The 11,156-nt window shown below is 66.6% G+C and carries 9 protein-coding genes and 1 pseudogene; 8 read left to right on the forward strand and 2 right to left on the reverse strand.

Annotation, left to right across the window (positions count from 1 at the left end):
• Positions 1 to 275: 275 nt before the first annotated feature.
• The 3 genes from E3T54_RS02040 (at position 276) to E3T54_RS02050 (ending at position 1,979) form a co-directional block, all read left to right on the forward strand.
• Positions 276 to 905, forward strand: coding sequence for a vWA domain-containing protein (locus tag E3T54_RS02040; RefSeq protein ID WP_092323875.1), 630 nt, complete (start codon positions 276 to 278; stop codon positions 903 to 905).
• A 271-nt stretch (positions 906 to 1,176) separates the two neighbouring features.
• Positions 1,177 to 1,446, forward strand: a complete 270-nt coding sequence (gene rpsO, locus E3T54_RS02045; RefSeq protein ID WP_066594293.1) for a 30S ribosomal protein S15 — start codon at positions 1,177 to 1,179, stop codon at positions 1,444 to 1,446.
• A 194-nt stretch (positions 1,447 to 1,640) separates the two neighbouring features.
• A complete protein-coding gene (locus E3T54_RS02050) occupies positions 1,641 to 1,979 on the forward strand; it encodes a hypothetical protein (RefSeq protein ID WP_134474353.1) in 339 nt (112 codons plus the stop codon).
• 13 nt (positions 1,980 to 1,992) lie between these two features.
• On the opposite strand, the gene E3T54_RS02055 is transcribed toward E3T54_RS02050, so the two are convergent.
• The gene (locus E3T54_RS02055; RefSeq protein WP_092323879.1) at positions 1,993 to 2,820 is read right to left on the reverse strand and encodes an aldo/keto reductase; all 828 of its coding nucleotides are present in this window, start codon (positions 2,818 to 2,820) and stop codon (positions 1,993 to 1,995) included.
• A 130-nt stretch (positions 2,821 to 2,950) separates the two neighbouring features.
• Here E3T54_RS02055 and E3T54_RS02060 point away from each other — a divergent pair, with 130 nt between their 5' ends.
• Both E3T54_RS02060 and E3T54_RS02065 read left to right on the forward strand, forming a co-directional pair.
• Positions 2,951 to 4,483, forward strand: a complete 1,533-nt coding sequence (locus E3T54_RS02060) for an amino acid permease (protein WP_092323880.1) — start codon at positions 2,951 to 2,953, stop codon at positions 4,481 to 4,483.
• A gap of 239 nt (positions 4,484 to 4,722) precedes the next feature.
• The gene (locus E3T54_RS02065; protein ID WP_092323882.1) at positions 4,723 to 5,163 is read left to right on the forward strand and encodes a VanZ family protein; all 441 of its coding nucleotides are present in this window, start codon (positions 4,723 to 4,725) and stop codon (positions 5,161 to 5,163) included.
• A gap of 25 nt (positions 5,164 to 5,188) precedes the next feature.
• On the opposite strand, the gene E3T54_RS02070 is transcribed toward E3T54_RS02065, so the two are convergent.
• Positions 5,189 to 6,880 carry an alpha-glucosidase gene (locus E3T54_RS02070; RefSeq protein WP_134474354.1) on the reverse strand — a complete coding sequence of 564 codons (1,692 nt, stop codon included), beginning with the start codon at positions 6,878 to 6,880 and terminating at the stop codon, positions 5,189 to 5,191.
• Between the two features lie 103 nt (positions 6,881 to 6,983).
• Between E3T54_RS02070 and E3T54_RS02075 the strand changes: the two genes are divergently transcribed.
• The 3 genes and pseudogenes from E3T54_RS02075 (at position 6,984) to E3T54_RS02085 (ending at position 10,920) form a co-directional block, all read left to right on the forward strand.
• Positions 6,984 to 8,138, forward strand: coding sequence for an LLM class flavin-dependent oxidoreductase (locus E3T54_RS02075; protein WP_134474355.1), 1,155 nt, complete (start codon positions 6,984 to 6,986; stop codon positions 8,136 to 8,138).
• Positions 8,139 to 8,185: 47 nt separating this feature from the next.
• Positions 8,186 to 8,299: pseudogene (locus E3T54_RS02080) on the forward strand (NADPH-dependent FMN reductase); the annotation flags it as partial.
• Between the two features lie 344 nt (positions 8,300 to 8,643).
• Complete coding sequence (locus tag E3T54_RS02085) at positions 8,644 to 10,920, forward strand: polyribonucleotide nucleotidyltransferase (protein ID WP_092323889.1); 2,277 nt, start codon at positions 8,644 to 8,646, stop codon at positions 10,918 to 10,920.
• Positions 10,921 to 11,156: the final 236 nt, after the last annotated feature.

Here is an 11,156-nt window from a genome sequence, read left to right on the forward strand (position 1 = left end):
CACACCCCGAACGCTTCAGAAACCGACCCACGGCCCCACAACACCCGCAAAAAACCGGAATCAATACCCACCTGTTGTCTCAGACAGGTTGACAACTACCGCGCATCGCACGCGATGCGGCGTACTACCCGCGCGACGCTTCCGACCCGGCACATCGGAAGGAATGTCGGTCGTCCCCTGCACCATGTGGGATACGAGTCGTCCTGCGGTTGTAGCTGCGACGCCGGGTCCGGCCAACGTGGCGCGGGCGCACACCCACGCGACAGGAGACTCCCATGACCGACCCCAACTACACCGGACTGCTGCTCATCATCGACCGCAGCGGATCGATGACGACGATTCGGAACGACATGGTCGGCGGGCTTGAATCGATGCTGCGCGACCAGGCCGCCGAGCCCGGCCGGCTCAGCGTCGACATCGTGACCTTCGACACCGAGATCGAGACGCAGGCCACCTTCGCCGACCCGGCCAACGTCGTTGTCGCGCTGGAACCCCGCGGGGCTACGGCCCTCTATGACGCGATCGGCCACGCCGTCTCGACCTTTGGCTGGCGCCTCGCCCTGCTGCCCGAAGACCAGCGTCCCGGCACGGTGCAGGTCGTCGTGGCCACCGACGGAGAGGAGAACTCGAGCCACGAGTGGACCGCGGAATCCGTGCGCACGCTCGTGCGGCAGCAGACGAACGACTTCAACTGGGACTTCGTCTTCCTCGGCGCGAACCAGGACGCCGTGCTCACCGGGGCCCACCTCGGCTTCCAGGCCGACAAGTCGATGACCTACGCGGCCGTGCCCGACGGTGTCGCCGGGCTCAGTGCGGGCCTGAACGACTACATCAAGCGCTCTCGCACCGGCGTCGACGGGGCGTTCTCGTCGGAGCAGCGGAAGGCCGCCACGGGGGAGAAGTGACGTCTGCGCATAACTCCGCCAGAATTTCGGACCCGCGTCCTGAGCCGGCGAAATCACGGGGTTGTTCCGGCGACCGCCGCAGATCCGGCGGAGTTATGCACCGCGGCCGCCAGCCGCCAGCCGCCAGCCGCCAGGGTCCGGTGCCCGAGGGAGCGAGCCCGGGCATCCGACTCTGCTAAACTCTTCAGGTTGCCGTCTAACGGCCGCGGACAAAGAGAGCCCAGGCATTCTGCCCCGGGCACCGCGCAGTGAGAGAAAGGGGATCCCATCTATGGCACTCGAAGCTAATGCTAAGAAGGCGATCATCGAAAAGTACGCTACCCACCCAGGCGACACGGGTTCCCCCGAAGTCCAGATTGCAATGCTCACGCAGCGCATCCTCGACCTGACGGAGCACCTCAAGGAGCACAAGCACGACCACCACTCACGTCGTGGCCTGCTGCTTCTGGTTGGACAGCGTCGCCGTCTGCTCGGTTACCTGTCGGATGTCGACATCAACCGGTACCGCTCGCTGATCGAGCGCCTCGGCCTTCGTCGATAACGCGATCTTCTTACGAACGGGCCGTCACCTTGGGGTGGCGGCCCGTTTTGTTTTCCCCGCTCGAGGGCCCGCGGCTGTCCCCCTTCATGCCGACTGCGGGCATCCGTCGCCGATGCTAGCGTGGCGCCAGCGCCGTTCCGGATTCCAACTCCGGATCAGGCGCAGGCACGAACAATGCACCGGGGGAGAAGATCATGAACCAGGTTTCATATTCCGGAGAGTCCTTCCTGACCACGGATGAAGGCGCGGACGCCCTCTTGCTTCTCGTCGCCTCCTTTGACGACGGAGACAATTCCGAGATGGTGGAACGGGCCGTCAAGAACGACGCGAGAACGGTGACGGTGCAACTGATCGTCGGCTCGCGGAGCGCACTGACGGGCATCCCCGAGGATCGGGCGGCGGAACCGGACTCGACGGACGTGCTCTCGGAGCTGCGTGACCGCGCGCGAAGCCTGTCCACGCAGCTGGAGCAGGAATACGCCGATGCCTGCGCAGCGATGGAGTATGGCTGGGACGACATCTACGCGCGCTGATCCGCGCGCTCTGTCAGTGCCCGATCACGTCCGAGTCGACGCCGGCATCCGGTCCCTGATCGAGCGCGGCCAGCGCCTCGACGTCCGTCGGGTCGAGGGTGAAGTCGAACACGTCGATGTTCTGGCGGATCCGCTCCGGGGTCTTCGACTTCGGGATGGCGACCAGGCCGAGTTCGATGTGCCAGCGCAGCACGATCTGGGCGGGGGTCTTCTCGTACTTCTCGGCGAGGAAGCCGAGCAGCGGCTCGCTGAGCAGCTCGGTTCCCTGCCCGAGCGGGCTCCAGGATTCCGTGACGATGCCATGCATGGCGTTGTAGGCGCGCTGCTCTGCGCGGGTCACGTAGGGGTTCAGCTCGATCTGGTTCACGGCCGGCACGATGTCCGTCTCCGCGAGGAGCCGGTCGAGGTGGGCGGGCTTGAAGTTCGACACCCCGATCGACCTGGACTTCCCGGACGCCACCAGCTTCTCGAACGTCTTCCAGGTCGAGACGAAGAGGCCGCGCTGCGGCACCGGCCAGTGGATCAGCAGCAGGTCCACGTAGTCCAGGCCCAGCCGGGTGAGGGACTCATCGAGCCCGGCGATCGCCTTGTCGTCGCCCATGTAGACGCCATTGAGCTTCGTCGTGACGAACAGCTCGCCCCTGGCGATGCCGCTGTCCCGGATACCGCGGCCGACGCCGGCCTCGTTGCCGTACTTGACGGCCGTGTCGAGGTGCCGGTACCCGGCCTCGATGGCGGTCACGATCACGGGAGCCACCTCGGCGTCGTCCAGCGGCCAGGTCCCGAGCCCGATCTGAGGGATGCTGCGACCATTGCCCAGCGGCAGGAGCGGTGCGTTCATGAGGTCCTTTCGAAGCGGATGGTCGCGGACAAATTCCGTAGCCCCGTCAACGGGGGTCACTGCGACACCTAGGATTGGTGTTTGCCCGGCAGGGAAGCCGGACGACCAACTGAACGGACACTACCCCGCCATGAGCCTCAGGCGCACCAAGAGTATCGAATCTTCCATCGCGGACTCCCTCGAAAAGGGCCACAGCCTCAAACGCACGCTGGGCACCTGGGACCTGATGATCATGGGCGTCGCCGTCGCGGTCGGGGCCGGTATCTTCTCGGTCGGCGCGAAGGCCGCCGGCAGCTACGCCGGGCCGTCCGTCACGCTGGGCTTCATCCTCGCGGCCTTCACCTGTGCCCTCGCGATCATGTGTTACGCGGAGTTCGCGTCGGCCGTTCCGGTCGCCGGATCCGCCTACACGTTCACCTACGCGACGCTCGGCGAACTGCTCGCCTGGATCATCGGCTGGGACCTCATCCTCGAGATGCTGACCGCCGCGGCCGTCATCGCCAAGTACTGGGGCATCTATCTCAGTAACGTGTTCGCGCTCTGGAATTGGGACATCCCCGCCGAGATCGATGTGGTCGGCCTGAAGGTGAGCTGGGGCGCGTTCGTCATCGTCGCCATCTTCACGACCCTGCTCGTCTTCGGCACCAAGCTCTCCGCGCGCGTCGCCAGCATCTTCACCCTGATCAAGATCGCGATCGTCGTCTTCGTGATCGTCGTCGGCGCGTTCTTCATCAACATCAAGAACTACACGCCGTTCATCCCGGACGCCATTCCCACCAAGGGCGGCGACGGCGACGCCTGGGGACAGTCGCTGTTCTCCTTCATGACCGGAGCGGCGCCCGCCCAGTACGGGATCTTCGGTCTGCTGGCCGGCGCCTCGCTCGTGTTCTTCGCCTTCATCGGCTTCGACGTGATCGCGACCTCCGCGGAGGAAGTGAAGAACCCGCAGAAGACCCTCCCGCGTGGAATCTTCGCCGGCCTGGCCATCGTCACGGTGCTCTACATCGGTGTCAGCCTCGTGCTGACCGGCATGGTGCCCTACACGGTGCTCGCCGACGACCCCAACGCGTCCCTCGCGACGGCATTCGTCGCGGTCGGCGCAGGATGGGCCGCCCAGGTCATCTCCGTCGGCATCCTGGTGGGCCTGACCACCGTGATCATGGTGCTGCTGCTCGGCCTCTCCCGCGTTCTCTTCGCGATGAGCCGCGACGGCCTGCTGCCGCGGTCGCTGAGCAAGACCTCCGCCAAGCGCGGCACCCCGGTGCGCATCCAGATCATCACCGGCCTGGCCGTTGCCCTGATCGCCGGGCTCACCGACGTTGGCGTGCTCGAGGAAATGATCAACATTGGCACGCTGTCGGCCTTCGTGCTGGTAAGCATCGCCGTCGTCGTGCTGCGCAAGAAGCGCCCGGACCTGAAGCGGGCGTTCAGGGTGCCGTTCTCGCCGTTCCTGCCGATCCTCTCCGCCGTGCTCTGCTTCTGGCTGATGCTGAACCTCACCACGCTGACCTGGGTTCGTTTCGCGGTCTGGCTCGCGATCGGGCTCATCGTGTACTTCGCGTACGGCCGTCGCCACTCGGTTGTCGGCATCGAAGCGAAGCGGATCTTCGACGACACGATCCGCGACGAAGCCATCGCCGAGGAAGACTCGCTCCGCAAGTAGTGCGTCACCGGTGAATCGAGCCCGCCGCCACCGTGTTCTCGGCGGGCTCGACCTTGGCCACCTCCTGTCGCGACGGCCCGGTGGCCAACTCAGGAGATTCCGGGGGAATGGTGCGCAAACGGGCGAATTCCGGCCGTTTTCCCCGATTCTCCTGAGTTGGCCCCGGGGCCAGGGCGAGAGGCCGCGGCTGAGGCGCGCCGCGGGGTGGACATCCAGGCGCGATCGGGCACGATGGGGGGATGCTGCATCGCCATCCCGTCCTGTCCCTGGTCACGCTCGCCTACCTGGCGTTCGTCGGCTGGGTGACCCTCGGACCGCAGCCGCTCGACAGCGCAAACAACGGCTGGCTGCTCCGCGCGCTGGGGTTCTTCGCCCGGCACGACTCGACCGACTGGATCACCTACGGGCGGGTCGAATTCGCGGCCAACATCGGTATTTTCATCCCGATCGGGGTGTTCCTGCTCCTGCTCTTCGGGCGCCGGCTCTGGTGGCTCGCCATCGTCATCGGCGTCGTGCTCACCTGCTCGATCGAGTTCACCCAGCAGTTCCTGCCGACCCGATACCCCGACGTTCGCGACCTCATCGCGAACGGCGCCGGCGCCGTGCTCGGGGTTGTGTTCGCCCTCGTCATCACGGCCTGGCAGGTCGTGCGTCGCCCGCCCGTCCGTGCACGCGTGTAAGGATCGCGACAAGCCGTCACAGCCGTCACAGCCGGTAGAGCCGTGCCTCCCAGGGCCGCAGCCCGCTTCCCGCGGCGTCGGCGTAGTTGCCGAGCACCAGTACGCCGCCCGTGACATCGACCGGGAGCGGCCCGGCCAGGGGCGTATTCGAGGCGTTGGCAACCACGAGGAGCGCCCGGTCGCCGAGCGTGCGGGTGAACGCGTAGAGCTGGTCGTGCTCCGGCTCGAGCATCGAGAACGCGCCGAGCGCCACGACCGGGCTCTCGTGGCGCAGCGCGATCAGGCGCTGGTAGAAGCGGAAAATGCTCCGCTGGTCGGCCCGGTCGGTAACCGTGTTGATCTCGGGATAATTCGGGTTCGCCGCGATCCACGGTATTCCGGAGGTGAAGCCGGCGTTGTCGGACGCGTCCCACTGCATCGGCGTTCGGGCGTTGTCCCGGCCCATGGTGTGCACCCCTGCCAGCACCGCGGCGGGCGACTGGTCGAACTCCTGCACGGCCTCGCGGAAGTGGTTGAGCGACTCGATGTCGCGGTAGTCGTCGATGGAATCGAAGCGCACGTTGGTCATGCCGATCTCCTCGCCCTGGTAGATGTAGGGCGTTCCGCGGTGCAGGTGCAGCACGAGCGCCCAGAGCGTGGCGGATTCGTACCGGTATTCGGCGTCGTTGCCGAACCGCGACACCAGCCGGGGCTGGTCGTGGTTGTTGAGGTAGAGGCTGTTCCAGCCGGTTTCGGCCAGGCCGTCCTGCCAGCGGGAGAGGCTCTTCTTCAGCGCGGGCAGGTTGCGCGGCAGCGCCAGGAACTTGTGGTCTCCCTGATCGAGCGACACGTGTTCGAACTGGAAGATCATGTCGACCTCAGCCCGGGCCGGGTCGGTGAACAGCACGGCGTCGCTGACGCTCACACCGGGCATCTCTCCGACCGTGAGGTGCTCGCCCGCTCGCCCGGCGAAGACCTCGCGGTGCATCTCCTGCAGGTAGTCGTGGATCTGCGGCCCCATCGGGGAGCCGCCGTCCAGGCTCGGGTGGGGTCCGTCGACGAGCTCGATCTGCTTGGCGATGTAGTTGATCACGTCCATCCGGAAGCCGTCGACCCCGCGGTCGAGCCACCAGTTCATCATCGCGTAGACGGCCTGGCGCACCTCGCGGTTCTCCCAGTTGAGGTCGGGCTGCTGCCGGGCGAACAGGTGCAGGTAGTACTCGCCGGTGGCCCCGTCGAGGGTCCAGGCCGGGCCGCTGAAGGCGCTGCGCCAGCCGTTGGGCGGTCCGCCGTCGGCTGCGGCCGGCCGCCACCAGTACCAGTCGCGCCGGGGGCTCGTCCGCGAGGAGCGAGACTCCTCGAACCAGGCGTGTTCGTCGCTCGTGTGGTTGACGACGAGGTCCATCACGATCTTGATGCCGCGCTCGTGAGCCTCGGCCAGCAGCGCGTCGAACTCCGCGAGGCTGCCGAACACCGGGTCGATGTCCTGGTAGTCACGGATGTCGTAGCCGTTGTCGTGCTGCGGCGACGGGTAGACCGGGGAGAGCCAGACCGCGTCGACGCCGAGCTCGGCCAGGTAATCGAGCTTCGACCGGATGCCGCCCAGATCGCCGATCCCGTCGCCGTCGGAGTCCGCGAAACTGCGCGGGTACACCTGGTACACCACGGCCTGCGTCCACCACGGGGCAGGAGCGGGGACCGTGGCGAAGGCAGGATCGAGGTCCGGGGCATCGGTCATTGGCCAATCCTGTCACGCGATCACGGGCGCGACGGAATAAGATCACTCGGTCGGTCGTTGGCTAGAATATCCATGCACACGCATTGAGATTGAGAGGCTGGAAATGCAGTTCGGAATCTTCACCGTCGGGGACATCACCACCGACCCCACGACCGGTCGGACCCCGACCGAACACGAGCGCATCAAGGCCATGGTCACCATCGCCAGGAAGGTCGAAGAGGTCGGGCTCGACGTCTTCGCCACCGGCGAGCACCACAACCCGCCCTTCGTGCCCTCCTCGCCGACCACCCTCCTCGGCTACATCGCCGCGCAGACCGAGCGGATCGTGTTGTCCACGGCGACCACGCTGATCACGACCAACGACCCGGTCAAGATCGCCGAGGACTACGCCATGCTGCAGCACCTCGCCGAAGGCCGGGTCGACCTGATGCTGGGCCGCGGCAACACGGGCCCGGTCTACCCCTGGTTCGGCCAGGACATCCGCCAGGGCATCCCGCTGGCCCTCGAGCACTATGCGCTGCTGCGCCGGCTCTGGCGCGAGGACTCCGTGGACTGGTCGGGCCAGTTCCGCACCCCCCTGCAGGGCTTCCAGTCGACGCCGCGTCCGCTCGACGGCGTGCCGCCCTTCGTCTGGCACGGCAGCATCCGCACCCCGGAGATCGCCGAGCAGGCCGCCTTCTACGGCGACGGCCTCTTCTCGAACCACATCTTCTGGCCCGCCTCGCACACCGCGAAGATGGTGGGGTACTACCGCCAGCGCTTCGAGCACTACGGCCACGGGACCGCCGCGCAGGCCATCGTCGGACTCGGCGGGCAGGTGTTCATGCGCAAGAACTCGCAGGACGCCGTCAATGAGTTCCGCCCGTACTTCAACAACGCCCCGGTCTACGGCCACGGCCCGAGCCTGGAGGAGTTCACCGAGCAGACTCCGCTGACCGTCGGCAGCCCGCAGGAGATCATCGACCGCACGCTCGGCTTCCGCGATTACGTGGGCGACTACCAGCGCCAGCTCTGGCTGATGGACCACGCGGGCCTGCCCCTGAAGGTCGTGCTCGAACAGCTCGACCTCCTCGGCGAGGAAGTCGTGCCCGTGCTCCGCGCCGAGTTCGCGAAGATGCGCCCGGCGACCGTGCCGGATGCCCCGACGCACGCCTCCCTCACGGCCGCCGCCGAGGCGCAGGCGATCGCGGAGACCGTCCTGAAGTCGAGCCCGGCCGGTGCCCCCGGCCTCGCCGCGTCGAACCCGAAGGGGGCCTGAGATGACGACCCGCCGACTTGCCGTGGTGTCCGCCGGGCTGAGCCAAGTCCCTCACCGACATGCCGGTGCTGATCGGGGCGACCGCCGGCACGGCGCGCCACTCGCTGGCGCTGGACCACGCGCTGCGGCCGATGTTCACCTACCTGCATTCCGTGGGCGTGCCGTCTAACCCGCGAAACCGCAGTTGTGCGCGCTAAAACGTCGTTTTAGCGCGCACAACTGCGGTTTCGCGGAGGGGGGAAGGGGGTATTTGGGGGCGGGGCTGTTAGAATTGGGACGGCCATTCTCGGATGGCCGAGCAATTGGAGCAGGCTGGCAGGAAGCTGGTCCTCGGTGGTGGTTTCCCAACCGCGGTTCACACGAACGGCGTGGTGGTGAATTTCTACTGGTGGCCAGCACGAGTCGGCGCTCACTGCGCACGACTTCGTCCTGCCTGTTCCCTGCTCCTTGTCCCACTCGCGCGCCACACGGGCATGCGAGTCTAAACAAAGGAGAGAACCCCCACATGGAGGGTCCAGAAATCACGTTCGCTGAAACCGTTATCGATAACGGCAAGTACGGCAAGCGCACCATCCGTTTTGAAACCGGGCGTCTCGCCCAGCAGGCGCAGGGTTCTGCCGCCGCATACATCGACGAAGAAACCATGCTTCTCTCCGCCACGAGCGCGAGCAAGCAGCCGAAGGAAAACTTCGACTTCTTCCCGCTGACCATCGATGTCGAGGAGCGTATGTACGCTGCCGGCCGCATCCCGGGCAGCTTCTTCCGTCGCGAAGGTCGCCCGTCGACCGAGGCGATCCTCACCTGCCGCCTGATCGACCGGCCGCTGCGCCCGTCGTTCGTCGACGGCCTCCGCAACGAGATCCAGGTCGTCGTGACCGTTCTGGCCATCGCGCCGGACGAGTACTACGACGTGCTCGCGATCAACGCCGCGTCCATGTCGACGCAGCTCGCCGGCCTCCCCTTCTCCGGACCGATCGGTGGCGTTCGCGTCGCCCTCATCCCCGATGAGAACGGCTCCGGCCAGTGGGTTGCCTTCCCGAAGTACTCGCAGATCGCCGACGCCGTGTTCAGCATGGTCGTCGCCGGCCGCGTCGTCACGGATGCCGATGGCGGCCAGGACGTCGCGATCATGATGATCGAGGCCGAAGCCACCGACAACTCGTGGGACCTGATCAAGGGCGGCGCCATCAAGCCGAACGAAGAGGTCATCGCCGAGGGCATCGAGGCATCCAAGCCCTTCATCAAGCAGCTCATCGAGGCCCAGCAGAAGGTCGCGGCATCCGCTGCCAAGCCGACCGGCAACTACCAGGTCTTCCCGCCCTACCAGCCGGAGACCTACGACGCCGTCGCGGCCCTGGCCGAGGCCGAGCTCGGCGACGTGTACAAGATCGCCGGCAAGGTCGAGCGCCAGGATGCGGATGACGCACTCAAGGCTCGCGTCAAGGACGCCATCGCGGCCAGGATCGACGCCGGTGAACTTCCCGCCGGTGCGCTCGGCCAGGTCTCAGCGGCGTACAAGTCCGTCACGAAGAAGGTTGTCCGCACCCGCGTCCTCAACGAGGGCGTGCGCATGGACGGTCGCGGCCTCGCCGACATCCGCCCGCTCGACGCCGAGGTGGCTGTCATCCCGCGCGTGCACGGTTCGGCGATCTTCCAGCGCGGCGAGACCCAGATCCTGGGTGTCACCACGCTGAACATGCTCAAGCTCGAGCAGACGATCGACTCCCTGAGCCCGGTCACCAAGAAGCGCTACATGCACAACTACAACTTCCCGCCCTACTCGACCGGTGAAACCGGCCGGGTCGGAACGCCGAAGCGCCGCGAGATCGGCCACGGAGCACTCGCCGAGCGCGCCCTGGTCCCCGTGCTGCCCACGCGCGAGGAGTTCCCGTACGCCATCCGTCAGGTCTCCGAGGCGCTCAGCTCCAACGGTTCCACCTCGATGGGTTCCGTCTGCGCCTCGACCCTGTCGATGCTCAACGCCGGTGTGCCGCTGCGCGCGCCCGTTGCCGGCATCGCCATGGGCCTCATCTCCGACACCGTTGACGGCAAGACCCGCTACGCGGCCCTGACCGACATCCTCGGCGCCGAAGACGCACTCGGCGACATGGACTTCAAGGTCGCCGGCACGAGCGAGTTCGTCACCGCGATCCAGCTCGACACCAAGCTCGACGGCATCCCCGCGTCGGTCCTGGCCGGAGCGCTCACCCAGGCCAAGGATGCTCGCACCACGATCCTCGCCGTGCTGAACGCCGCGATCGACAAGCCCGACGAGATGGCCCCGACCGCGCCCCGCGTGATCTCGGTCCAGATCCCGGTCGACAAGATCGGCGAGCTGATCGGCCCGAAGGGCAAGATGATCAACTCGATCCAGGACGAGACCGGAGCCGACATCTCGATCGAGGAAGACGGAACCGTGTACATCGGCGCCGTCGACGGTCCCTCGGCCGAGGCCGCCCGCGCCATGGTCAACGCCGTCGCGAACCCGACCAACCCCGAGGTTGGCGAGCAGTTCCTCGGAACTGTCGTGAAGATCGCCGCATTCGGCGCCTTCGTCTCGCTGCTCCCGGGCAAGGACGGCCTGCTGCACATCTCCGAGGTGCGCAAGCTCGCCGGTGGCAAGCGGGTCGAGAACGTCGAAGACGTGCTCGGCGTGGGCCAGAAGGTCCTCGTTGAGATCACCAAGATTGACGACCGGGGCAAGCTGTCGCTCGCACCGGTTCTCGAGGAGTCGGCCGAGTCGGCCGAGTCCGCGAACGCCGAGGCTCCGACCGAAGCGTAGTCTGGTAGTTCTCCCGATCACCTCTCGCCAGGTAGATCGGTGAGACGGAGGGCCCGTCCTGCTTCGGCAGGGCGGGCCCTTTCGCCTGCCGGGCGATCGCCACCCCCGAACTGGGGCCAGAGCCCGCCCTAGATGTTGTTCCCACGGAGGTTGTGTGCGTGGCGTGAGCTAAAAAGGTGAGGACCTCCGGTATCGATTGGGTTACCACACTCAAGCCGATGCCACGGAGGCCCTCA

The organism is Cryobacterium sp. Sr8, assembly GCF_004403225.1.
In the GTDB taxonomy this organism is placed as follows: Bacteria; Actinomycetota; Actinomycetes; order Actinomycetales; family Microbacteriaceae; genus Cryobacterium; species Cryobacterium psychrotolerans.

Coding starts and splice junctions, on each gene's coding strand:
- E3T54_RS02040 (WP_092323875.1), top strand. CDS start 276: ATGACCGACCCCAACTACACCGGACTGCTGCTCATCATCGACCGCAGC.
- rpsO (WP_066594293.1), top strand. CDS start 1,177: ATGGCACTCGAAGCTAATGCTAAGAAGGCGATCATCGAAAAGTACGCT.
- E3T54_RS02050 (WP_134474353.1), top strand. CDS start 1,641: ATGAACCAGGTTTCATATTCCGGAGAGTCCTTCCTGACCACGGATGAA.
- E3T54_RS02055 (WP_092323879.1), bottom strand. CDS start 2,820: ATGAACGCACCGCTCCTGCCGCTGGGCAATGGTCGCAGCATCCCTCAG.
- E3T54_RS02060 (WP_092323880.1), top strand. CDS start 2,951: ATGAGCCTCAGGCGCACCAAGAGTATCGAATCTTCCATCGCGGACTCC.
- E3T54_RS02065 (WP_092323882.1), top strand. CDS start 4,723: ATGCTGCATCGCCATCCCGTCCTGTCCCTGGTCACGCTCGCCTACCTG.
- E3T54_RS02070 (WP_134474354.1), bottom strand. CDS start 6,880: ATGACCGATGCCCCGGACCTCGATCCTGCCTTCGCCACGGTCCCCGCT.
- E3T54_RS02075 (WP_134474355.1), top strand. CDS start 6,984: ATGCAGTTCGGAATCTTCACCGTCGGGGACATCACCACCGACCCCACG.
- E3T54_RS02085 (WP_092323889.1), top strand. CDS start 8,644: ATGGAGGGTCCAGAAATCACGTTCGCTGAAACCGTTATCGATAACGGC.